At 57.1% G+C, this 23,210-nt stretch carries 24 protein-coding genes and 1 pseudogene; 5 read left to right on the top strand and 20 right to left on the bottom strand.

Features of this window, described 5'->3' with window-relative positions:
- Positions 1-24: 24 nt before the first annotated feature.
- Positions 25-2,163 (bottom strand): ParB/RepB/Spo0J family partition protein, encoded by a 2,139-nt coding sequence (locus ACQZ40_RS16510; RefSeq protein ID WP_142914028.1) that lies wholly within the window; start codon positions 2,161-2,163, stop codon positions 25-27.
- Positions 2,164-2,628: 465 nt separating this feature from the next.
- On the opposite strand from ACQZ40_RS16510, the gene ACQZ40_RS16505 reads away from it, so the two are divergent.
- The gene (locus tag ACQZ40_RS16505; protein ID WP_142914027.1) at positions 2,629-3,234 is read left to right on the top strand and encodes a DUF6985 domain-containing protein; all 606 of its coding nucleotides are present in this window, start codon (positions 2,629-2,631) and stop codon (positions 3,232-3,234) included.
- 87 nt (positions 3,235-3,321) lie between these two features.
- Here ACQZ40_RS16505 and ACQZ40_RS16500 read toward each other — a convergent pair whose 3' ends face one another.
- Both ACQZ40_RS16500 and ACQZ40_RS16495 read right to left on the bottom strand, forming a co-directional pair.
- Positions 3,322-3,492, bottom strand: a complete 171-nt coding sequence (locus ACQZ40_RS16500) for a hypothetical protein (protein ID WP_161596392.1) — start codon at positions 3,490-3,492, stop codon at positions 3,322-3,324.
- Between the two features lie 98 nt (positions 3,493-3,590).
- Positions 3,591-3,935, bottom strand: a complete 345-nt coding sequence (locus ACQZ40_RS16495) for a hypothetical protein (RefSeq protein ID WP_142914026.1) — start codon at positions 3,933-3,935, stop codon at positions 3,591-3,593.
- Between the two features lie 140 nt (positions 3,936-4,075).
- Between ACQZ40_RS16495 and ACQZ40_RS16490 the strand changes: the two genes are divergently transcribed.
- Positions 4,076-5,011, top strand: a complete 936-nt coding sequence (locus tag ACQZ40_RS16490) for a DUF6602 domain-containing protein (protein WP_448748291.1) — start codon at positions 4,076-4,078, stop codon at positions 5,009-5,011.
- 40 nt (positions 5,012-5,051) lie between these two features.
- Here ACQZ40_RS16490 and virB11 read toward each other — a convergent pair whose 3' ends face one another.
- Genes virB11 through ACQZ40_RS16425 form a run of 13 tightly spaced genes read right to left on the bottom strand, consistent with a single transcriptional unit; the run spans position 5,052 to position 15,185 of the window.
- Positions 5,052-6,074, bottom strand: coding sequence for a P-type DNA transfer ATPase VirB11 (gene virB11 / locus ACQZ40_RS16485; protein ID WP_142914023.1), 1,023 nt, complete (start codon positions 6,072-6,074; stop codon positions 5,052-5,054).
- Between the two features lie 8 nt (positions 6,075-6,082).
- A complete protein-coding gene (virB10, locus tag ACQZ40_RS16480) occupies positions 6,083-7,258 on the bottom strand; it encodes a type IV secretion system protein VirB10 (protein ID WP_142914022.1) in 1,176 nt (391 codons plus the stop codon).
- 8 nt (positions 7,259-7,266) lie between these two features.
- Positions 7,267-8,124 (bottom strand): P-type conjugative transfer protein VirB9, encoded by an 858-nt coding sequence (gene virB9, locus ACQZ40_RS16475; RefSeq protein WP_142914021.1) that lies wholly within the window; start codon positions 8,122-8,124, stop codon positions 7,267-7,269.
- The gene (locus tag ACQZ40_RS16470) at positions 8,121-8,792 is read right to left on the bottom strand and encodes a VirB8 family type IV secretion system protein (RefSeq protein WP_142914020.1); all 672 of its coding nucleotides are present in this window, start codon (positions 8,790-8,792) and stop codon (positions 8,121-8,123) included. Before ACQZ40_RS16470 ends, virB9 begins: the two co-directional genes overlap by 4 nt.
- Position 8,793: 1 nt before the next feature.
- Complete coding sequence (locus tag ACQZ40_RS16465; RefSeq protein ID WP_142914019.1) at positions 8,794-9,075, bottom strand: hypothetical protein; 282 nt, start codon at positions 9,073-9,075, stop codon at positions 8,794-8,796.
- Positions 9,076-9,114: 39 nt separating this feature from the next.
- Positions 9,115-10,047 carry a TrbL/VirB6 family protein gene (locus ACQZ40_RS16460; RefSeq protein WP_142914018.1) on the bottom strand — a complete coding sequence of 311 codons (933 nt, stop codon included), beginning with the start codon at positions 10,045-10,047 and terminating at the stop codon, positions 9,115-9,117.
- A gap of 3 nt (positions 10,048-10,050) precedes the next feature.
- On the bottom strand, positions 10,051-10,284 hold the full coding sequence (locus ACQZ40_RS16455) for an EexN family lipoprotein (RefSeq protein ID WP_142914017.1): 234 nt from the start codon (positions 10,282-10,284) through the stop codon (positions 10,051-10,053).
- Positions 10,281-10,982: a P-type DNA transfer protein VirB5 gene (virB5, locus tag ACQZ40_RS16450; RefSeq protein WP_142914016.1), complete on the bottom strand. Its 702-nt coding sequence runs from the start codon at positions 10,980-10,982 to the stop codon at positions 10,281-10,283. The genes ACQZ40_RS16455 and virB5 overlap by 4 nt, the downstream gene beginning before the upstream one ends.
- Positions 10,979-13,345, bottom strand: a complete 2,367-nt coding sequence (locus ACQZ40_RS16445) for a VirB4 family type IV secretion/conjugal transfer ATPase (protein WP_142914015.1) — start codon at positions 13,343-13,345, stop codon at positions 10,979-10,981. Before ACQZ40_RS16445 ends, virB5 begins: the two co-directional genes overlap by 4 nt.
- Complete coding sequence (locus ACQZ40_RS16440; protein WP_142914014.1) at positions 13,338-13,676, bottom strand: VirB3 family type IV secretion system protein; 339 nt, start codon at positions 13,674-13,676, stop codon at positions 13,338-13,340. Before ACQZ40_RS16440 ends, ACQZ40_RS16445 begins: the two co-directional genes overlap by 8 nt.
- A 5-nt stretch (positions 13,677-13,681) precedes the next feature.
- On the bottom strand, positions 13,682-13,981 hold the full coding sequence (locus tag ACQZ40_RS16435; RefSeq protein ID WP_142914013.1) for a TrbC/VirB2 family protein: 300 nt from the start codon (positions 13,979-13,981) through the stop codon (positions 13,682-13,684).
- The gene (locus ACQZ40_RS16430; RefSeq protein ID WP_142914012.1) at positions 13,978-14,643 is read right to left on the bottom strand and encodes a lytic transglycosylase domain-containing protein; all 666 of its coding nucleotides are present in this window, start codon (positions 14,641-14,643) and stop codon (positions 13,978-13,980) included. Before ACQZ40_RS16430 ends, ACQZ40_RS16435 begins: the two co-directional genes overlap by 4 nt.
- Before the next feature lie 2 nt (positions 14,644-14,645).
- Positions 14,646-15,185 (bottom strand): hypothetical protein, encoded by a 540-nt coding sequence (locus ACQZ40_RS16425; protein ID WP_142914011.1) that lies wholly within the window; start codon positions 15,183-15,185, stop codon positions 14,646-14,648.
- A 98-nt stretch (positions 15,186-15,283) separates the two neighbouring features.
- On the opposite strand from ACQZ40_RS16425, the gene ACQZ40_RS16420 reads away from it, so the two are divergent.
- The 3 genes from ACQZ40_RS16420 (at position 15,284) to ACQZ40_RS16410 (ending at position 17,621) form a co-directional block, all read left to right on the top strand.
- Positions 15,284-15,634 carry a MarR family transcriptional regulator gene (locus ACQZ40_RS16420; RefSeq protein ID WP_080855390.1) on the top strand — a complete coding sequence of 117 codons (351 nt, stop codon included), beginning with the start codon at positions 15,284-15,286 and terminating at the stop codon, positions 15,632-15,634.
- Between the two features lie 575 nt (positions 15,635-16,209).
- Positions 16,210-16,995: a hypothetical protein gene (locus tag ACQZ40_RS16415; protein WP_142914010.1), complete on the top strand. Its 786-nt coding sequence runs from the start codon at positions 16,210-16,212 to the stop codon at positions 16,993-16,995.
- The gene (locus ACQZ40_RS16410) at positions 16,992-17,621 is read left to right on the top strand and encodes an RES family NAD+ phosphorylase (RefSeq protein ID WP_142914009.1); all 630 of its coding nucleotides are present in this window, start codon (positions 16,992-16,994) and stop codon (positions 17,619-17,621) included. Before ACQZ40_RS16415 ends, ACQZ40_RS16410 begins: the two co-directional genes overlap by 4 nt.
- A gap of 267 nt (positions 17,622-17,888) precedes the next feature.
- Here the strand turns inward: ACQZ40_RS16410 and ACQZ40_RS16405 are convergent.
- The 4 genes and pseudogenes from ACQZ40_RS16405 to repA form a co-directional block, all read right to left on the bottom strand.
- Positions 17,889-18,838, bottom strand: a pseudogene (locus ACQZ40_RS16405) (phytanoyl-CoA dioxygenase family protein).
- 518 nt (positions 18,839-19,356) lie between these two features.
- Entirely contained in the window at positions 19,357-20,637 is a 1,281-nt protein-coding gene (repC, locus tag ACQZ40_RS16400) for a plasmid replication protein RepC (protein WP_142914008.1), read from the bottom strand.
- A 196-nt stretch (positions 20,638-20,833) separates the two neighbouring features.
- Positions 20,834-21,826, bottom strand: coding sequence for a plasmid partitioning protein RepB (repB, locus tag ACQZ40_RS16395; RefSeq protein WP_142914007.1), 993 nt, complete (start codon positions 21,824-21,826; stop codon positions 20,834-20,836).
- Positions 21,823-23,037, bottom strand: a complete 1,215-nt coding sequence (gene repA, locus ACQZ40_RS16390) for a plasmid partitioning protein RepA (RefSeq protein ID WP_142914006.1) — start codon at positions 23,035-23,037, stop codon at positions 21,823-21,825. Before repA ends, repB begins: the two co-directional genes overlap by 4 nt.
- Positions 23,038-23,210 lie beyond the last annotated feature (173 nt).

The raw sequence follows: 23,210 nt of genomic DNA, 5'->3' as shown, positions 1-23,210 counted from the left end.
CCGTGAGGGTTGGCTTTGACGTGGTTACTCGGCGGCTTCCAGATGCTCGTCGTCGTCACTGACCGGATCGGTGGACACTTCCTCCGCATCTTCGCCTTCGGTCAGGAAGGCCGGCAGATCGACGTCAGTATTTTCGACGGCACCGGCTTCGCCAACGTCATCCGTTGCCGTCACATCGACCTCGGCAACCGCCATGGGTTCGGTGACCGGAAGCCGCAGCACTTCAGGGAGCCATCCGCTGCCCTCCAGCAGCCTGGCAGCCTCGCGCGCCATGTCCGGCTTCTTCAGGTGATCGATGAGCTGCACTGACTGCTCGCCCTTCGCTTCGCGGACTGCCTGCAGGATATGCGCCTTGGTCACACGCCCGAGGTAGTTGTCGACGGTCGGCGTCCAACCCGCTTCCACCATACCGAAGTCGAGCGAGCCGGCAAGCTGTCGTGCATGGACGTTTTCCTTGGTCCGCCGGTTCCACGCCTGAACCGTGGTGTTCACCGACAGTGAAACGCAATGGGCAAACAGCGCCATGCGGCTGGTTTCATCGAGCGTGATCAGATAGTCCCAGACCTCGTCGGCGTTCGCGGGGAGATCATGGCCCCAGGATTCCTGTCGCTGTTCGATCTCCTTCGCCCACACCGTATCCACAAGCCCCTGAGTCTGGCCAAATGTGGTATGCTGCAGCGTGATCTCCAGGCACGAGTCTGCCCCGTATCTGTAGAAGATCTTGAGGACCGCGACATGGAGAGCGGCTATGAAGGCCATCACCGGGTCGTTCGCCAGCGCATTGCGAAGGGCAACAGTGCGAGCGGCTGTAAGATCTTCGATAACGCGATCGGAAAGCGGGCGAAGCCTACCGTCATCGTCTTCCGGCTCCTCGACAGCGGCAGACTTGCCGTTGATCGAGACGCCGCCAATCGCAGACCCCGAAATGGTATCGTGTCCGCCGAGGCTATCGCCGTCACCGCCATCCGCCTCGACAACCGGCTCATCCTCGGGCCGGACGAAACCGCGTTCGATCTTCAATTCGCCGTTGACAGCGAGCGAGATGAAGGCGCCGCCGCGCACGACGTCGTCCGGATCGAAGACATAGGGCCGGTCGTTCCACGCATCCAGTTCATTGCCAAGTTCCTCAAGTCGGGCCTCGGTTTCTTCGGAATAGTCTTCCGTCTCGGCATATTCGGCGTCAAGCTTGTCGTATTCCGTCTTCAGGGCATCATGACGGGCGAGTTCTTCCTCCGTATATTCCGCCTGCCTGCCATAAAAACGGCGAAGGCCGGAGGCGTGACCGTAAGAGAAGTCGAACGCCGCTTCGACCCACTTCCAGCCTTCTTCGGCCCTGAGCGCTTCCGCGTCTGCGGTCAGCCTTTCGATCACGAGTTGCTCGAGTAGCGCCGGATCCTGCAACCATCCACCATTGTCCGGTTCAAACAGGTCGCGCATGACCACGCCACCGGCAGACTCGTAGACGTCGATGCCGACATAGGTGGCGCGGCGATCGGAGGCCCGGACCGCAGTTTCCGTCAACATGCGACGGATGTAATTGGCATCCTGACTATACGACCTTGAGACCGTATCCCAAACCTGCTCCTGCCGAGTGTGGTCATTGGTGATCGAAAACGCCATGACCTGGCCGAGCTTCATCTCGTCATTCGCGTAGAGTTCCAGAAGCCGCGGCGAGACCGACGCCAGCCGCAAACGCTGCTTCACCGTTGCAACCGAGACGTGGAGGCGTGCGGCGATCTCCTCCTCATCGAGCCCCTGTTCGCGAAGCGTCATGATCGCCCGGAACTCGTCTAGCGGATGAAGGTCAACGCGCTTGATGTTTTCGGCAAGCGAGTCCTCGACTTCGGGCGTTTCGCCTTTACTGACGATGCATGGAACAGCAGCCGTCTTCGACAGCTTCTTCTGGCTGACCAGCAGTTCCAGCGCGCGATAACGGCGGCCGCCGGCCGGGATGCGGTAAAGTCCGGTTTCGTTGCCGTCGGCATCGGTCTCGGCGCGAACGTTGAGGCTGGTCAGCAGTCCGCGATGAGCGATGTCTTCGGCAAGCTCCTCGATCGAGACGCCCGCCTTGATCTTGCGAACGTTCTGCTGGCTCAAAACGAGCTTGTTGAACGGGATGTCGCGCCCGGCATTGAGCGTGATTTTCTGGATGGCCTGTGCCATGTCGTTTCTCCGTGGCGGATCGGCCGGAGCCTCTCTCCGACCGCCACAATCCGCCACGAACTCCCCTTCCCCCCTCTCCCTCTTTGCCGGCCGCCACCCTCACCGCTTCCCCCAGCATTCTTCTCGTTGCTGGCTACAGAGAAAAATCCGTTCAGAATCTGTTGCGAGGAACTGAAACCAGAGAGACTTGCAAATTTCGCCGGATAACCGGCTGGGAAACGGAAATCGCTCCCGCTTCCTGGCCCACATGTAGAGTCTGCGACACTAGCGGCCATTGCGGATGGTCTCCAATCCGACGCCGCATTACCCTCGAAAGTTTCGAGAAGTCGGAAGCTGAAACGTTCCTTAGACTACACTGTGTCGCGCTATTTTGAGTTGCGTAAAAATTGCACTGCTCGTTATATGCCCACTCGGACGGGAAATTCTCCTGTCTCGAAACCGCGTCCTACTGGTAAGAGGTGAAATATGCTTCTGGATAAGATCGCGCCCGGCAAGACAGTGTTTGACGCTGAGGGGCTTCCCGCTCTTTACGGAGGAGACGGATACTGGCAAACCGCGCTACCAATGCCGCTAACCTCGACGCTCTGGCATTCGCTTGTGGCTCTACCCCATCCACGCCGAGGGTATCCCGATTTCGCTGAACCTGGGGAAGTACCCGTTGCGCTGGAGAATGACGACGGCTCAGGTGATGCGCCCAACTCCGTCATGCTTGAAACAGCACGCTGGCTGATTGCGAATGACGAAGTGGTTGAGCGTGCGATCATCAAGACCATTCTTGCCGACCTGCCTGGACTGCCGCGTATTGAGAGCCAGGTCACGCGCGGCGATGGCCGGCTTCTCCCTGAACGATGGGACGAGCCAACAATACGCCCGCTAATACGCCTCCTCTATATTGTCATTCATGATGTCAGGGGCCAGCTTCCCTATTTCGGGGTTGAGCTTGCCTGCACCTGGGAAGGCGAGCACGGATACGGTATTATGTTCCACGGAACGGAAGTCGTGAAGACTGGTGGAGGCGACATTCCCAATCTTTCCTGGGTCGCCGCCCGCCATGCCAAGAACGAGGCTTGACCTTTGTTTCTGGGTAATAGCGGGAATCCGGATTGAATGAATGAGCGGCAATTTTGGGCCGTTGGGCTTCATGACGCAAAAGTGCCTTCAAAGCCGCCATTCCCTACAGATTTCAGGATTTTTGTGATCGAACGCGCTCCAGTCAATCCATGTTTCGGAATGGAGGTAAACGACGCGCGGCTTGTTGGCTGAGAACACAAGCGCGACCACGGCATACCACATCGAACTGGAGCCCAGTGAGAGGAAGAGCTTTAGCATGCATCATCTCCTGTTGACCCCCAACTTAACCAACCTTGGCGACTATTACGCTCAGTTTAGCTAGGGCTCAAAATGGCTTTTCCAAAAGAAGATCAAGCCTACCTCTGTGGATTGCTGATCATGCACTTGGCAGATTGAATCTGCTCGTCCGTTACAATAGCTGTTTTGGTATAGGCTGCGGAACCGGGGGCCACCGCTGTAACCAAGCCCCTTCCGATGTCGATAAAGCGCCTATTGGCGTCCAAAAACGCGCAGTTGATATAGATTGGCCCGACGCGGGTTGGCAGATTATTCGTGATTTTCAAGTCAGCCTGCACCATCCCGTACCTTAATACGATTTGTAGCACATCGACATCGATATCGGCGGCGGATGCTGAAGTGGAAGTGAGTCCCAGCGTCCATGCCAATAGCAAAGCTTGCACCTTCATTTCGTTATCCTTCAAGCAGCTATTCTGGACGCTATAATATTACGTCCTCAGATCTGCAACATTCACACGGCGGCCATTGCCTGAGCTGGAGATCGGAGCCTTTGAGATCATGGTGGCCTAGTAACCGGACCGTGGTTAAGCTAAGGAGCATTGCGATGGACTTCAAAGACCTATTCGTTCAACAACAAAAAATCCTTGAACTCGAACTGGCCATAGCACGGCAGCGTTTCGAGCATCGTGGACTTCGTGGCAATGCACTTGAGATCGCCACGCGCGATTTCTTCGAAAGGAATTTACCGCGATCAGTGACTGTGGGCACTGGTGAGGTCATCGCGTCGGAAAGCGATAGCACGGAGACGCGCTCAGGCCAGATAGATCTCGTGTTCTCTAATGCATCGCAACCTTTTCCGTCCGCTCGGGACAATCCAACCCTGTTCTTCGTCGAAGGCGTATTCGCTGCCGGTGAGGTGAAGACAAATCTAGCGCGCTCCGTCATGCCCGACGAACTCCGAAAAGCTCGCAGGTTTCGCGCACTCAGGGCACAAAACATGTCGCGTTTGGTGCGCATTGACGCTCCGGACGTTTGGGCAACCTATTATGTTTTCTATCGCCCATATTTCCTCGTTGCCACCGAAACGTCGTCTTCGTGGCAATCTATCCTGCTGGAGGTCATGGAATACATCGAGAGTGAGCAAGTCCTGCCTCTCGACGGCGTCTTCCTCTTGGACCAGAAAATTGCTTTGATCCTATCACCGCACTTGAATGCGCCGTTCACTCAGCAGATCGGCCTGCCATTCCCGCACAAGATCGGTGCCCAACCAGCGACAGGGTTCATCAAGCCTTACAGTACAAAAACGCCGCTAGCCTTCTTAATGGGGTGGCTTTCCCTGTTCCGGGCCAGTTTCTTTGAGGATCAGCAGCCTATCGGCCTCTACCTGCAAGACATGATCAATTCGTCTATGCAGGATGTCACCCTGCTTGAATCCTTCACCCCAGCCGACCAGCTAATGTGCGAGATTCAAGAGAAAGGCATTTGGCGCTTCAACCTGGAAAAACTCCGAGAAAAGTACACTAAACGGCAGCAACCATAACGATTAGCCGCCCGGTGAGTGCAGTTCAACATCGGTGGCACTATTTTCGGCGCTCTCCAGTGCCAGACGCAAGCGCGTCGCGAAAATAGATCTCCGTCACCCGAAACCGTCCGTCGATCCGTTTGCATTGGACAATGATATCGATCGCGATCGTCAGCATTTCGCGTATGTCGTGCCGTTCGAGGTCGCCACCACCTTCCGACTCCTTCACCAACAAGGTTAGTTGCTCGAAGGCAAGGCGCGCAGAGTCGGCATGTACCGTCGTGATTGAACCGGGATGTCCGGAATTCACATTGCGGATGTAGTAAAAGGCCGCGCCATCTCTGAGCTCCTGCAACAATATTCGGTCCGGCCGCATGCGCAGGCAGGATTCGAGAAGATCCCTGGCGCCGATCTTCGCAGTCCCCTGGCTACCCTTCGAATAGAAGAGACGGACGTGGTTGGGCTGCGGGATGACGAGTTCCGGGGTATCTTCGATGGAAATGATGCGTTCAGTATCCGGGATGTACTGGATCAACGCCTTGGATAGCGTCGTCTTGCCCGATCCCGTCGCTCCGGAAATGATGATGTTTTTCCGCGCCAGCACCGCTTCCCGAAGGAACTGCCTGTGAGCGCCGGCGCGATGGAGTTCCAACAATCGTTGGTCCGGTTGCCCGCTATTCTCTTGTGTGCGGACCACCCCGGCGAACAGTCCACCCTGGTCAAGATCGTCAAGGCCGAGCGACACCGAGGACGGTTTGCGGATGGTGACGCTGACGGTTCCCCTCGTCGTCGCAGGCGGGATCACGATCTGGATTCGCTCGTCGTCGGGCAGGGTCGCCGACAGGATCGGCCGGGTTTCGTCGATCGATTGATTGGAGTAGCTCGCCACCGCCCGAGCAAGGCGCATCAGCCGGTCATAGGCAAGTTCCGGCATATCGTGGACCTGCCATCCATTCGCTCCTTCAGTTACGACCTTGCCGGGCCTGTTGACAATGACCTCATAGAGCGCCTTGTCGCGAAGGAACGGCGACAGCGGCAGGAGAAGCTCTCGCACGACACCGGAATCTGCAGCTTCAGTCATCGCAACACCTACTTCGTTACCAGCTTCGAGTCCGGGGCAAAATCGCCGAGAACGGCGCGGTCATAGACGCGGTTGCGCGGTTCGGTCACGCGCAGCCGGTAGACGCTGGAAAAATCGAGATCGCGCGCCACGAAGATCGAGACCAGCCCTCCCTGATGTTTCATAAGCGTCGGTGGAATGTTGATCGATTGTTCGACGGCAATCGCCGCGGCCTGCTGTCCTGCGCTCGTGGTGTTCTGGGCATCAACGTCGCTGTCGCGCAATTGCCTGTTGGCATAGGATGTCACGTCGCCCACGATCGACAGCAGGATGGCGCTACCGAACCGTTCCCACCAGTGCGTGTCGACGTAACCGTCCATGCCGGCACGACCCAAAGCGTCTGTCGCCGGCGATGCGAGCGTAATGATCACGCCTTTCGGCGTCTTCGCGCGGTTCCAGAGGACAAACAGGCGTTTCTGGCCGCGGCGCAGTCCGCCACGATATTCGCCAACAACCTGCGTTCCCTTCTCCATCAGCACGACACGGCCGTTGTCCGACAGGACATCCCGATTGATGACGCAACTGGTGAATCCCGGCTGATCGGAAGAAAGCGCCGTCTCGAGTACGCAAGGGATGGAGGTTCCCATGGCGACGATGAAATCGCGGTTGCCGAGTGTGCCGGCGCGCGAGCCCTGCAATTGCGTCGGGGTCAGCATACGGTTGAAGCGCTGATCCTCGTTCTCTCCCTGCCCCGTAAAGCTGCCCGGGGTGTTTGCGAGCGGAACATAGTTCGAGGCGGCATCGGTGTTGGCATCATCCTGCTGGCGCCTGGCGGTCGGCGTCTTTTCCGCACCATAGGCCATCACCGGCGCGCGCCGCGCAGCGTCGAGCAGCTTGTCGTCGTCGGTGGCCGCGCTCTCGGTGATCACGGGTGTCGGAAGCTGGGCTTCGGCCGGCATCGTCAGGGGTTGAACCGGTTCCTTGGCCGGCTCGAAATCCGATGTCTGGCGGATGACCACCCGTTCCGGCTGAGCACCATCCGTCGGCTTGTTCTGCCCGCGCATCGACCAGAGGGCGAAGGCGACAAAGGCCACGATTGCGGCGGCAACCGCGCCGCGTTTGAGGATCGGGTTATTGTCGATCCGCCGGGCAGTCGAGGTTTCGGCACGTTCGCCCGGGATCCGGGTGGTTTCTTCGTCGGCCATGACAACTCCTATTGCGCCGTGCCGGGGGCGGCCTTGACAACACGCTCGACCGACGGTGACGTCGTATTGGTCTCGGGATTGATGCCGACGCGATCGTAGGCCTCGTTGAAGATGCATAGGACATCGCCGCCGCGGCGCAGGATGAACTTGCGGCTGATCGCGTGGACCAGCACCAGATTGCCGTCGACAGATTTTGGAACGAGGCTTTCCGTTCCGTCCGAATTCTCCATGTAGATCGCCGGCATTTCCTGATTGCCGACAAAGGCGAAGGTCGTGACCTTGCCATTGTCATAGACGGCCTGCGGTTCGAGCGCTTGCGAACCTCGAGCGGAATACCGCCAGTTACGGGGTCCGTAGGCCTCGTGAAGGGACAGAACCCGATCGGCTTCGCCGGCCTGCGCCGCCAGGGCGCGAGCGGCCGCGACTTCTCTCCGGCGCTCCGCTTCATCGGCCGGATAGCGGTATTTCACATAGAAATAGGTGTTCTGTCCGGCTTCGACGCTGCCATCCCGGACCGTCAACTCCATCTGGTAGCTGCGCGTCGAACCGTCCCGTCTGGTCGTTACGACGGAGATGTTGGTCACCGGCTGGTTTTCCCGGGGTTTAAGAAAAAGGATGTTGCCGGCCGGCGCCACCTCCCACGCGACGCTGTTGCCGAGTGCGACATGGGCGATCTCCTCATCGGCTGCGAACTCCACCTGCACCGACGAACGCAGCGTGCCGACCACGCGGGTGATGTTGTAGGGCTGATAGTCGATAAACCGAACCCGACTGTCCTGGGACGCCCCGCGCGGGATCTCCAGAGCTGATGCCGGCGAGGAAAAGCCAGCGATCAGGAAAAGAACGGGCAAAAATCTCTGTTTCAATTGATGGCCTCCGGATCGGCGCGATATTCGCTGACGACGAAGCCCAGGGGATTGACCAGCCGGTCGGTGGAGGACATCGGAGCGTTGACATAGGAAAAGGTGAGCGTCGCCACCCAATGCGTGGTGCGAACGTCATCGCCGCGCGTGACGGTGCGCATGTATCGGACGGAGGCCACATTGGCGTTGATCAGCGAGATCGAAACGATGTTGATCCGCGAGGTCGCGCTCCGGCCATAGGTGTTCTGCGGCGAGTCCGGATTGCTGCCACGGTAGGCCGCCGCAAAGCGGGTCTGTTCCGGCTGGGTCGACAAAAGCGCTACCGTCCGAAAGTTCTCCTCCCTCTCGCTCCAGACATAGCCTTCGCGGGCGCGCACATATCTGGCCGCGAAATATTTCGTGACGGCTTCGTCATAGGTGCCGGCGGTGGAGGTCAGCGCCGACACCACGTCGACGATCCCCGTGGAATTGTCGACCCGCACGACGAACGGCTCCACCGTTTTCAAAGGCGTGAGGCCGGCGATCGCGAAGACGGAGACGACAGCGACCACGCTGGCCGCGATGGCGACGAACCAGGCGATACGGGCAGAACGCTCGACCTGGATCAGCCGATCCTGATCGAAGCGGCGCGCCTTGTCGAAATAGCTCTTGAGGCTGTCGGTGTTCACCATCTCAGTTGCCCTCGCATGGCCGGTAGGAGTCTGCGACATCGAAATGTGCAAACGCTGCCGGCGTCACGGAAGCCGGTTCTTCGGCGTAAGGCACCCCAAGGCTTACCGGGTTCTGAGCGTTCTCGCTGGCAGGCTTCTGCAGCTTTTCCTTGTCCTCCCACTGCCACATTGAGCGGTTCAGCGGACGCCTGGAATAGCCGTCACATTTGGGCAGCGGGTAGGAAATCGAGGCACAACCGGAAAGACTGGCGCTCAGCAAAAGTGGCAAGAGGATGCGGATCATCTAAAAGTAACCTGTCCAATGTCCTTGATATCGAGGCGGTCATTCCGCCCGGTTCGCAGTCAACCGGCGGCCAACGGCGCGTGTTCCGCGGCCGGCCGCCCTGACCGTGTGCGAGGCTGCCCAGGCGAGCGTGCTTTCATGCGCGTCCCGCGCCGCGCCATAGCCGTAGGTCAGCGATGCGCCGCCGGCGGCGAGCGCCGAGGCAATGCCGGGCAACTGGTAGAAGACATAGAGAGCGGCGATGCAGATGGCGCAGAGCGCGATCGGCCGCATCAGCACGTCGCTATAACCCTCGATTGCGGTAAAGGTCGTGTCGATGCAGGTGATCAGCAGAGAGCCGATGGCCACGACCAGCACCTGCAGGATGACAAAGTTCGCAAGCTGGCCGATCCAGGATTCGGTGAACCGCCGCGTCGATTGGAACATGGCAAGCGCGATGAAGATCGGCCCGATCGCCAGAATGATGGCGAGCGCCAGACGGGCATAAAGCGATACGATATAGCCGATCGCCGCGACGAGGAAGCTCGCGCCGATCACCAGCATGCCGCCGACGCCGGTGACGATATCGACCGGCCAGGAGGCTCGGGACCATATTTCGTAGGCGCACTTCTGGCCCTTATCCAGCAGGCTGTCGAAGGTGGAGGCGCTCAGCGCTGTCCCGGAGTTCAGCGCCTCGGCGATCTCCTTCGGCAGGATGTCGAAAAAGATATTGGTGACGTAGGTCTGGTAGTCGCTGGCGTTGCGCACCAGCATGACAATGATGGCGAGTTTTATCGCCCGGAAGGCGAATTCCAGGATGGGCTCCTGCACCGAGCCGCGCAGCACCAGATAACCATAGAGCACGACGTAAAGCGTCAGCGCCGCCGTCAGCGGGCCGCTCACCCAGTTGGCGATGTTCGAGGTTCCAGTGGAGATAAAATTTTCGAGCGGCGTCTTGAACTGGCCGTCGACGAAACTGAACACCTCATACATGGCTCAGCCTCCGAGCGACTTGCGCATGCGTTCAAGGCGGAGCCTGCCATCGGCGGCTTCGGCATTGCGGCAATTGGGCGTGTCGTGGAGTTCGCCCGGATTGTTGCGGCATTCACCGATGATTTTGGTCAGCAAGGCCTCGTCGGCGACAAGTTCATCGACCGTGTAGACCTTCTTATTCTCGGGGGAGCAGGCGGTCAGAAGAAGAAGCACCGCACCAAACACGAACCATCTCATTTGAGCGCCGCTCCCATGGTATCCATGCGCTGGCGCCAGTCTTCGGCCTTGCGTTGCTCGTCGACCTGCACCTGCGCCTGCTGGACCATCTGCAAGCCCTGCATGCGAAGGATATCGGTTTGCAGGAAGGCGGTTTCAGCCTGCAGACGGGCCTGCAGATCGGCGATATCCTTGGCATCGGCAGCACTGGAAATCTTCTGACGAAGTTCATCGATGCCGTCGATGCGCTTGGTGGCGGCGTCATAGATCTGCTGGCCGAGACTTAATTGTCCGGCGTTCTTGTTCTGGACGCGTGAGAGTTCCTGCGCGTAAAAGTCGTTGGCATCGGTGCGGTAGATGGAATTGCCTTCGAGGAATTTAGAAGCGGAGTCACCGAACACGCCGCTCCCGGATCCCTTGAACAGGCTTTCGATGGCATTGAAGTCCTGCGGCAGTGCCTTGCGGATCGAGGAATCGTTCAGCAGGCTGGCGACATCGGCCATGTTGGTGATTTTGTTCAGCGAGCCGTAGAGCTGCTGCGCCTGCTGGAGCTGCTGGTTCAGCGCATCAAGCTGGGACTTGAGCTGGGCGATACTCTCGATCTGTTTGGCGATCGCCGCCTGGTCGGTAACGGGAATGCCCTGAGCATTCGCGAAACCGACCGACGCCAGCAGCGTGACGGTTGCCAGGAAGAGCCCTGTCCTGCCGTTACGGATCATGATGTCCTCCTTCTTTGCTGGAACACGGTCAACCAGTCCTGGTGTCCCTCGCCGAGTTCGGCGCGGATGGCATCCGCCAGTTCCACATTCACTGTCCGGCCCGACAGGATCGCCAGCTCGTCGTCGAAACCGTTGAGGTTCAGCTCGGCAACCACACTGTTGTGGCCCTGCTTGACGATGAAGCGCCGGCTTTCGGGCGAGAGCTCGCGTGAGATCAGCTCGAATTCGCGCTCGGTCAGCTTGAAGCCGTCGACATAGTCGGCGCGGTCGCCGCGCGGGTTGGGCAGGAAGATTTGCGTCGGGCACTGTTCGATGATCGTATGAGCGATCGGTGATCTGATCGCGTCACGCGGGCTTTGAGTGGAGAACACCATCAGCCCGTTTTGCTTGCGAAAGGTTTTCAGCTTGTTCTGGGCAAGAGCGAGGAATTCTTCCTCCTCCAGCACGCGCCAAGACTCGTCGATGACGATGATGATCCGGCGGCCATCGATCAATTGCTCGACACGATAGAACAAATAGCCCATCAGCGGCGCGCGGATCTCCTCATTGTCGAGGAAGTCGGTCATGTCGTAGCCGATGAACCTGGCGCCGATCCCGATGTCGTCCAGATCGTTGTCGAAGACCCAGCCGAGCGGCCCTCCCTTCTCCCATCGCCGGAGCCGCGAGGCAATGCCTTCGGGATCGGTGTTGTTGAGGAAGGTGCGCAGGGCGCCGATGGAGCGGCGCTCGACGGGAAGGTCCGCCAGACCGTCAACGGCTGAGGCGATATCGCGCAGCTCGCTGACATTCAATTCCCGTGTCGCCGCTCCCGCCAGCTTGCCGATCCAGCGAGCGAGAAATATCCTGTTCTCTGGCGTCAGATCAAGCGCCTTCAGCGGCGCGCAGCCGGTCGGCACGCCGTTCCTGAGCGGCAGATAGGTGCCGCCGGCTGCACGAACGAAAAGGTCTGCACCCCGGTCCTTGTCGAAGAACACCATATGCGGATCATGCTTTTCGAGTTGTGAGAGCATGAAGTTGAGGAGCACCGTCTTGCCGGCGCCCGACGGGCCGCAGACAAAGGTGTTGCCGAGATCGCTGTGATGGAAATTGAAATAAAACGGCGAACCGGAAGCGGTTTTCAGCATGGCGACCGCCGGCCCCCATTCATTGCCATCCTTCTGGCCGGTCGGGTAGGAATGATAGGGAGAAAATGCCGCAAAGTTGCGGGACGTGATTGCACCCGAGCGCGCACGATAGCGAAGATTACCCGGCAGTTGCGCCCACCAGGCTGCCTCAAGCCCCAGATCCTCGCGGGCGACAACAGCGCCGCCGCCGGTGAGATGCGCGCGCGCCTTCGCCATATGGTCGGTCAGTTCCTTCACGGTCGGCGCGAAGACCGCAAGGCCGAGATGATGCTCGCCCATCACGAAGCGGTTGGATTCGAGATCGTCCATCGCCTCGCCGAGCTCTTCGATCTGGGAGGCAGCCTTGTCACCGGCGCTGACCATCTGGTTCTGCTTGCGGCCCATGATCGTGCGGGCGTCCGCCTTCGAGGTGAAGGCGAAGGACTGTGACAGGACGAGCTCGAACGGAGCGGTCAGGATACCGTCGAGCATGCCACTGCGCGTCGTTGCCGGATATTCCTTGAAGCCGAACATACCGGCATAGCGGGTTTCCGCCTCATGTCGAATTTCCACCGTCTCGCGACCAAAGATCACCCGGTCCGAATAGATCGCCGATGAAATCCGCCCCTCCGTCAGGGGCACGGGTTCACGCCGCCCGCCGACAAGCTGGTGAAGAAACTCGCTTGGCCCTGAGAACAGGATACCGTCGTACTCATGGAGAGACAGAACACGAGGGGCGAAGCGCTTCAGCCCGGCAGCGACGTCGATCACCTTGTCCTGCAGGTGCTTGAGCGCCGCTTCGTCCAGCTCCATGCCGGATCGGCGCGCTTTGCGCAGACGGGAAAGGAGATTGGCTGCCTTTTCGGCGGGATCGCGGCTCGGAGACCAGATAAGGGTGAGGTAAAGATCGTTGCGGAAAAGGTCCTCGCGCACCATCCGCTCGCGGTATCTGGCATTGAGACCATCGGAAAAACGATTGGCGAAGTGTCCTTCGGGATAGTCGTTATCGCGACGGCGGATGACATGCGTCCAGAGCGCCAACCGCTCGTCGGCGATATTGCGGTAGAGCGTGTTGAGGCTGCGATGCAGGCCGTTGAGATCCAGAATATCGGCGGTTTCGAAGGAGACACCTTCGAGAACGAGCACGGTCATCAGCGCGCGCGACTCGAGCGCAATGGTGGTCTCGTCGACATGACGCACATAGGGGATGAAGGTCTCCGGTCCGAGCTCTCGGGACCGGAGCGTCACAAGGCTAGGCAAGGCTCAGATCCCTTTCGTCGTAGCGGCGGACAAGCTTCAACGGCGAGAGTGTTGCACCACCCCAATAGGCAGCGTTGCGCGAGCGGCCGCGGGTCTCGATCCAGGCAAGCAGGATGCGGAACATATTGTGGTCGTGCTTGACGAGCGCCCGAAACACAAGGTGGAAGATGATGCCAACAAGCGCATAGGCAATCGATCCCGCGGTGATATAGAGGATGGTGGTCAGCATGATGTTGATGCCCATCGCTTCCATGGTCACGCCGGCGATCATGGCCGGTCGAGTGCAGGCCAGGAACAGCGTGTCTTCTTCAAGGGCGGGAATGCTCGTCATGGACATCAACTACCGACGATGGTGTTGACCAGCTCGGTCGCCCCGAAAATGCCGCCGATACCGATGATCCAAAAGCCGGCCTTTCTCAGATCCATGTAGCCGAACATCCAGGCAATGCAGATGATGATTACGGCGATGATCGCCAGCAGGCGGGCGATATTGCCGGTGAGCATGGTGACGATGTTCTGCAGCACGGTCTCGATGCCGGCGGACTGGGCAAAGGCCGGTTCGACGAGGCAGGCGACAATGGCGATGGCCATGAGCATGGAGGCGACAAGAGGACGAAGGCTGGTTCTGGAGATCATTCACTCTGCTCCGATCGTTCATTCTGGAAAACGAGAACTGAAGAGTGCCGTCTGGAACTGAACACGTCCCATGATGCGGTTTCTTCGGTTTGGGCGGCTTGTTTGGGGACTGGCAGGGCCAATTGATCTTGAGCCTGTTCCTCCGCGGTATCCGCGCGATCAAGCGGCCCGCCAATCGCGAGCGACGCGAGCTTCGGAGAAAGCCGTTTTGCCTCCCTCCGCACCTGCTCGTCATACCGGACCATTTCTCCGACCGAAGGGTCATCCCGCCCGTACCAGGACTGGAGCATCACCGTTTCGGCCCGGGCGGGATCAGCACCAAAACGCAAGGCGAGACGGTAATAGCCATCGAGAAGCGTTGCGGTCGCCTTGAGGTTCAAGCACGGATCAAAGGCGTCGGAAACGGAGAGGTTGAGTTTGCGAAGCTCCTCGACGCCGATACCGCCAAGCCCGATCTGGATATCCTGGTGATCCGCTATCAGGGACGTCGCCATTTCGATCGCCTCCGCCTTGCTGGCGGGCTGCGCGGGAAGCGGCATACCGCTATTGACGCGAATATTGAAGGGAAGGAACCTGCTTTCCAGGCTAACGACTGCGGCCAGCGTTTCCACCTGGACCATTGGCGCGCAATTCTGCGCGATATCGACGAACGTGGCGCCCATGCTCAGTACCAGACGCGCTGCCTGCCGACGCCATCGATGGTCACGTCGATATAGTGCGGCTGCGATCGCAGGTTGGGGCGCGTGATCGGATAACCCATGCACTGGAGCCGGCCGCCCTGGCGCTGCCATCGTGCCGACAAGACAGAGCCGGAATCGTCGCCTGAGTTGTCGCGACCGGAAGAGCAAAGCGAAGGGCTCACGCGCTGGAGCGTGGTCGAAACACAGGTCGCCTGTTGACCGCGAGGTCCGTAACTGCCCGAAAGCCGATCACCTTCATTGCAATAATATGGCTCGTAGCCGGGCTGGGAACTACGAAACCCGACACCGCTGCAGGTCGGAAACGAATGCCCCTTGGCAAGTGCGCGCCAGAGTTTCTGGATCGGTGGCTGGCATTCCGCATACTGGGTTGGCCCGCCGGGATTGGAAAGGCACAGAATAACTTGACATCCCCAGTCATCGGCACGCGCATTGCTGCCGGAAATCAGATAGGATGGCAGCATGAAGGAAACAGACAGCAGACTATTCAGCAGAAGGTTTTTCATGGACTTGCCCCTCCGGAACAACGACAGCGCGCTACGGCAACAATGTCCGGCAGGAGCGCAACGCAATTTTACTAACGTATATAACACAGTTAAATAACATGACAAGGGCGCTCAAGACACAATTGCACAACCTTGCCTTCTCGGGGCTGATCCTCCACGAGATCCTCGATCATCCATTGGAAGACGAAACACCGCAGGCGCGGCTGAAAGAGATCGGCATGATGACGATCCTCTACACGATGAGCCAGGCCCATCAGAAGCTAACTCTTTCCAATATCGTTGAAATTACTGCGCTCACGCGGAGCGGTGCGAAGGAGACTGTCGATCTTCTCGTCAAGCGAGGCATGCTGAATGAAACCATGGGGACGAATTCGATGGGGCGGGGAACCGCGCGTCAGTTCGAGATATCCGAAGACCTTCTGAAAAAGCTGAGCACCTTCGAAAGCTGATCGTGACCTCGCGGATAAACTGACTTTTTTGCGACACAATCCGATATTGACGCGAATCAAATCTCTCCGAAGTACCGGCACACAGGGCAGCTATTCTCGGGGGAAAAGGGGCCTCTCGTACAAATCAGGCTTCGGCGAAGTCGATGAGGAGCAAACTTCGCGATCTACGCTGAAGGATGATAGCGCTCTCTCAGAAGGAAATCGATGAAAAAGCCTGAGTTTCCCTGCCGCGGTCACGACGCAATCGGTGGAAGGCTTTCTCAAGAGGCGCAAGTGCACGTTTTGTCTATCGCATAGCTGCAATGCACAATAAATGATTGCGCACTGCACACATAACAGGCATTTAGAACACAGTTGATGCACTTGATGGCCTCTCCCAGTGCCATCGTATCAGCTGTTCCCCTCTGGAGGTTATTGACCTTCACATCTTACAGGGCCCTGGTTAACCAGTGGCCCTATTTTTTTGCTGTGGCGTTCGCCCCCCTGCCGACTCAAATGGGGTCGCACTTGAAAACAAGCCTTCGGTGATATAGGTTATAATACGACAGGTAACCGAAATATCTTGGAGCATCGAGATGGCTGCCACCAATGGTCTTCGCGTCTATGATGGCGCTGAATTCGCCCACGCGCTACAGGTCGAGATGGATTCTGCTTCCGGCGGGAAAACATCTGACGCCGGTGGCCCCCTGCTGAAGCGTAAGCTGACAGGAAAACAGCGTGCGTCTTCCATCGGCGCGAAACTGCGCAGGGCAATGGCGACTGCGATGCACTCGACGCCGGAAACCGATGTGGATGACATGATGGTCGTGCTGGTCGACACCCCAAACCAGGCGGTTCGGGAAACCATCCGTGATATCGTCGAGCATGTCCCGGCCATCGTCGAAGCCCGGCAAAGCAAGCTGACCGATGACGCGATCGACGCGCTGGTTTCGGTCTATATGCGCACGCCTCCCAATGCCGACGTCGAGAGGCTGCTGTATGACAGCAATGCGAAAGCGAGAGCGCGTTTTTTTGGGGAGTGGCCCAGCTTTACCAGCAAGCATCTGGCGGAAGTGGCCGGACATGGTTCCAAGAACAAGAGCATGACCGCCTCGCGATGGAAGATGAAGGGCAAGGTCTTCTCGATCAGGCATGGCGGCGTCGAGTATTTTCCGGCCTTCCAGTTCGAGGAAGGGCAGCCGATTGAAACCGTTGCCAGAGCGCTCGCCCTGCTTGGTGAGAAAAAGTCCGGCTGGCAATTGGCATTCTGGTTTACCTCCCCGAATGGATGGCTTGCCGGCAAGCGCCCGGTCGACGCCCTGAAAGACGGCGATGTGGTGGTGTCGGCGGCAGCCCGTGAGGCGGAAAATATCGCCGGATGATTTCCTCGCCTCCCTCCCCCTTCCCCGCCTCGAACTCACACGAGATCAAGGCGGGGACGAGGTTCCACAGGGTTCATGATCAGCGTTTCGGAAGCTGCTCTTTCAATCCTGGAAAGGGTCGCCCCAGCCGCTTTGCGCCGCTATTCCTGGGCAGCGATCCTATCCCAACGCAATATCTCGCGACCGATTACGAATGCGCGGTTCACGAGACGATCTTTCATGATGTGCCGATCGACGAGCCGAACAAAACTGTTGGTGTCGACAATATCAAGCCGCTTGCCCATTCCGTCGTCGAGCTGAAGCGTGATCTTGCTCTGATACCTCTGTTCGCACCTGATCTCGCCAAATGGGGCATCCGCAGGGCAGACCTCATCGATACGACGGCCACTGACTATCACATCACTGCTCAGTGGGCATTGGCTATTCATCAAAGCAGGCCGGCCGCGCATGGCCTGATCTGGACGTCTAAACGGTGTGATCCACAGCAAGCAGTGCTCCTGTTCGGAGATCGCGTCGCAGAGACCGATATGCTCGAGATCAGCAATGTCCCGATCTATTCGGATGTTGGAGAAATGCGGCAGGTCGCCGCGTTTGCCACCCGCGTTGATATTACCCTCGTGCTATAATTTCCTTGTCTGCCGGTGCCCGGAAAAATGTCGTTTCACTCGTTCGACAATAGTTCTTGTCCCTTGCCGTCGCGTTGTTACGAATTGAAATGGGTTTTCGCCGTGCGAAATCCATCGTCGCTGACCTTTCCCGCAGAAGCTGGCCGTCTTTTTACCGAAGTTGGGGTCGGAACGAGATTTGCAAACCGACCGGCGTAGAGGCCCCGAGTATGAGACCTCTTCTTTTATACCCGGCTACGCCACATGCGCCGGTTTCTCGTTGATGAACTACCGGACGATGGGTTCACCATGATACCGCCGCTTTGACGGTTTCGAAACGCCGAAGCCCACCTCCATCATCAGGCGCGGGGTTGTCTTTGCCGGAGTGCCCATATGAAATCCGAACGGATCTTCAACGAAGCCGGTCCCGGCTTTACCTGTCAACTCGACAACATTTTCCGAGCCATAATACTCCAGCACTTCCTCTGCAGGATGCCCCACAAGAAGCGTAAGCTGATGCTTCAAACGGCGACGATTATGGCTACCACGAACATAGACGTGAGGGCTGCTGTCCTTGTCCACGTCCGACAGATAAAAAAAGAACTTCAGCATACGCCAGTCATCAAGATCGAAATGATATTTGAAGGACGCACGGCTCAGATCTGCCTCGGATGCTGATTTCGTTGGAAAGCTCCACCAGGTCCGTGTGGTAATCAGTCTCGCTTCTCCGCCAAATAGTGTCTGGCGATCGCGATGAGCAATGGATCCTCCTGGACAGCCAATGCGGCATCGCATCCCATCACTTTTTCGAAATGATGCCCGCTCAGGATCGTACGTCCAAAGCGCCGTTCAGCCTCTGCATGTTCAGCAGGAAGGAATTCAAGTTTCCGTTCAAAATTTCCGAAGCAAGGCGTTTCACGGCCAAAACTGGACAGCTCTCGTTGGACATCGGGTGGCAGGGACAAGCCGTTAAAAATTCCCGTTCGACGCAATTCGTCGGCGATGATTTCCGGTCTCAGGTTCCCGAACATCGAGGAAGTCGTTTCCGTGGAGCCACGTACAGCACGGGCTGTGAGCCAGTGGGCCTTGCGAAATGGCATCGTCCGGGCCAGCATGAACATGGGTAACCAGGCCGGGTTCTCCCGGAAATCCGTTAGATAGGTCGGTATGCGCGCTGCCATACGCTGAAATTTGCCGCCACGGCGGGCAACGGCTTCCAGATCGGGAGAGGTCGGCATCGAAAATCCTCGTAATTATTGATGCAATTACCCCCCAAGCGACATCAAATTAGTCACACATATGTAATGCTGCAAAGCAGCAGAAATAACGGATGACAACAGATAGCTATCGTCGATGGGACCGCAAGTCGGCTCCTTTTTCGCGGTTACGACTGGTAATAAGGATCATCCAATCCATGGCCAGCCATTATACAGCGCCCCAGGGTTCTGACAGTGACTAGTCGGGAGCCTTTTGAGCGAAGACGATGTCGCTCAAGCTAGAAAACCGTCCACATAGCCTTGAAGGGTCGACGCAATATCGGAGCCGGCATTGAGCGTGATTTTCTGGATGATCTGTGCCAAGTCGTTTTTCCTTGGGGAGATGATTGGAGTCCCCCTGCCTGTATGTCTTCATCGCTTGCCGCCGGCTCTCCGCCATAGTGTAAATGGACTCGGTCACGTTTCTCGATTGATCGGCCAAGGCCTAGCCCAATCACTTCTTTCGCGTGACCAAATCAGATAGACGAGGGCGGTTCCCATTATCCAGCCGCAACATTGGCACAAAAGCTTCGTGACGGGCTTGCTTTGGACCTCAGTAGGGCTGCGACCATCGGTTTTACCGAAAATTGTTGTTGGGCGGCGCGTCTGCAGAGGTCGCGAAGATACGCACCTGCGGAATTGATCTGCCCTCCCCTTTCGAAGATACACGCAATTGCAATTCCGGCATTTTCCGGTCCCATCACTAGGCAGGCTTCACGGAAGGCCGAGGGACTTATCTGGAGCATTGATCGCAGGACTGCAGTTGCGGTCAGCAGGTCTCGCCAGGTTTTGACGGATCCTCCAGGTCCATAGGGGTGAATTTCCTCACAGGCGCGCAGGACGGTGTCGAGAGGGACGTTTGGCTTTGCTCTCTCTAGGGGGTGATTTTCAATTTTAGCTGTTTGTTGTTCATGGCTTGATGTCTTCACATTTACTACGACGTTTGTAGCCGAAGGTTTATGCGTGATGGTCTCGTTTTCAGATTCATAAAAGGATTGTGTTTTTGAATCCTGTATGTGGCGCTCATTTTGGGACTCATTGGCGCTCATATTTTGCGATTTATAATGATCTTCCAATAGCTTGATGATCTTTGAGCGAAGCTTCGTCAAATGGTTTAACAGCGCTTCCATATCATCGATGGAAGGACGGCGCGGAAACGATGATAGAAGAGACCTGAAGAGGTTGTGGAGACTATTCCACTCGCCCTCAACTTCTTCGTCCAATGCCGCTTGAATAAGTTTGGTAATCTCGCGGCGGTAGACACTGATCTGCTCACGCCGTGCCTGAACGAGTTCACGGTCGGCCATCACTCGACCAGCGGTATCTTCGAGCTCCTTGGCACGGGATACGAGTGGAGCCAAGCTAAAGCCAAAGGCCTGATTGATTTCCCCTGCCCTGCTACGACGGGCAAAACGTTTCCCGTTTGGGCTATCTCTGCGCAAGATGAGACCGGCTTCAACAAGGGCCGCAAGATGTCGCCTGAGCGTGGCCGCAGTCATCCCGCGAGCTCGAATAGACAACTGGGCATTCGACGGAAACACGATTAGATTGTTGGAAGAGCAGAGTTCTTCCGACGGGTAAAACGACAGTAGAGCGTCGAGAACGGTTAGGGATCGGTCACTAATATCAAGCGCCCGGCGAGCTTCGCAAATGGTCCGAAAGAGCTTCCATTTGTTGCGTTTTGTTTCCGGGACTGGCTGATCGACTTGTTTGTGCTTTACAAGCAAGGCAAGCGTCATCGGTCGCCGCCCAAAAGGCGTCGTCACCGTACTATTCTGCATTTTCCTTCACCTTTCTTCAGGCAAAAGAAATCAGCTCACCAAAACGGTGCCAAGACTCTTGACTAGGATTCGTGAAAATGCGATTCTCAATCTTGCTAAGGAATAGAGAGGCTTCCACGACGGAAACGTTTTGGGGGCCTTTTTCTTTGTGCTGCTGCTCCTTATAAGTTGCGAGTTAGCTTAGCTGATCGTGCGATCAGTCAGCGTGGTTTTCATACTCACGCATCAAGTCCGGCATGCGATCAGCCAACCATTGTGCGAAATGATCCTCTTTTCTCGGGATCGTAACGACCGTCCCTGATGATGATGATTTCATGCGGCCAAAGAGACGTTTGCCCAAGGCAAAATCGACCGTCGTAGGCTCTTCCCCAGGATTGGGTTTAGAGGCCTCATTGCCGGCTCTGGTTGCTATGGCTATGCGCCCAGCGCCGTCAGCTTTGAGAAACTCTTCCGTTCCGAGGACTGTACGGACGGCATCAATCTTACCCGAGCCTTTCAGCAATTCCGCAAACGCCGTCCATTTCGGGCGTCCTACGTGTTTGGCACGGCCGATTGCATAAATGATGTCGCTCGGGATAACAGAAGTCACGCGAAAGAGATGAGAGACGCTGGCCTCTGACAGGCCAAGCACCGGGCAAATTGCCCGATGAGATAGACCTGCTTCCTTGAGTTGAACGGCCCACATCGCAAGTTCGATCCAAGTGAGGTTCTCCCTCACTCCATTCTCCAGCGCTTGTTCCTCAATGAGCTGCCGATCGGTTAAATCGCGGACGTAGGCCCTAATTTTGATGATTTCTGGCCGATCCGCCTCAGCCATCATTGCTTTAATCGCGAGAAGGCGGCGATGCCCATATGCAAGTTGATAGTGGTCGGGCTTTAACGGGTGCGGTCGGACAAGAACAGGGATTTTCTGTCCTTCCGCCGCAATCGAGACCTTCAAAATGTCAAGTTCGACCTCGGCATCGGGATCGTTTTCAAAGCGGTCGTGATAGGGAGAACGGTCAACTTTGGCCGGATCTAGCGAAAGGATACTATCCTCAGACAAATGGCTCAATGCTCTCCCGACGTTGGAGATGACGGGAGAAGAACTGCGACGAGAAAGCAGTGGCTTTTCCTGAGCTCCATCCTCCGGTACATCTACACGGCTTGATGCTTCTTCGGCCATGCGCTTGAGAATGTTCTTTTTCATATATCACGCCCCCATACTTTGTGAGCCAGACTAAGAATCTCGAAGTTGACCCGATCGGCACTTTCAAGGGCTCGTTTAAGCGCCTCTCTGCCTACCTCGCCTGTCTCCAGCTCGTAGAGTGTTTTCTTGGCCACTGCCGCACCGGCGATAGCGGTTGATTCTAAAGCCTCGGCGACCAGGACGTCATCACCAAACAGTCGTCGCATTACGCCGGCCATATACTTTTGAGGGCCATCATTGGGATTCACGCGGGTAAGTAAGAAACGAAAGAAATCATGCTCAAATTGAGCACCGAATTGCTCAAGCACCTCTGAAAGGTCGGAAATCATGATCAGGAACTGGTTACAAGATGCCACATCCAGCATTGCAGGGTGTACAGTGACGACGAGTGCCGTCGCGGCGTAGAGGGCTGCGAGCGTTGAGTATCCCAATGAAGGTGGCGTATCGAGAATGACGAAATCATACTGGTCGTCAACACTCCTCAGGGCGGCGCTCAAGCGCTCGAAAAACAGCCCAAGCTCATCCCTGGTCTTTGAGGTAAGATAAGTTGGCGTATCGAACTCGAAATCCATTAGTTCCAGATTCCCAGGAATGAGATCGACACCGGGAAAATAAGTCGAGCGAATGATATCAGCGAACGGACGGCGCTCGTTGTCGTATCGGATCGCTGCATATGCCGTTTCATTTGGACCGAGATCGAACTCGGGTTGAATTCCGAACATCGCTGTCATCGACGCTTGTGGGTCCAGATCGATGCAGAGAATGCGGTAACCTTGCAGACCGAGGAAGTGCGCGAGATGTATGGATGTTGTGGTTTTTGAGCTTCCGCCCTTGAAGTTGACGGTAGCAATAACCTGCAGTTTTTCACCGTTTCGACGTGACGGCAACAACTGCGCGGCTTCGTCTGGGCGAAGAGCCCCGAGGAATGTGCGTAGCTCCCTCACCTGACTAACCGTGTAAGTTCGACGATTGTTGTCGGCGCGATCAGGTTGGGGGCCTTTCCCTTCGATCGTCAATTGTCTTAGGGTGCTCTCTGGCACATTCAACAAGCGTGCTAGGTCTACTGTGGAAAATGTTTTAGAGAATGATTTGCGGGCCTCTGGTGGATAAGCCGCTTCGCGCATGTCACGGAGCTCAGCCGAAAGCCTCGTTGTGTAGGCTTCGATCTTTGACGCGGTGTCCCTGACGTTATGGGCTGCGGCTTGTGGCATCAATTCCTCTTGACGGTTATTTGCTCTTTAAAACGTTATTTCCGTCAACGATGCCAGAGAGCATCCGATTCCACAAGGCGTTTTTAGTTAATCGAAAGTTAACGCCGAAACCGCCTTTGGCCATTCGAAAACTTTACAGTTGTAAAGTCCCTATGGGCGGTCCACGAAGTTTA

The organism is Agrobacterium sp. 16-172Ci (assembly GCF_053522725.1).
Note: the sequence above shows the minus strand (reverse complement) of the source record. Positions and strands in the feature narration are given on the sequence as shown.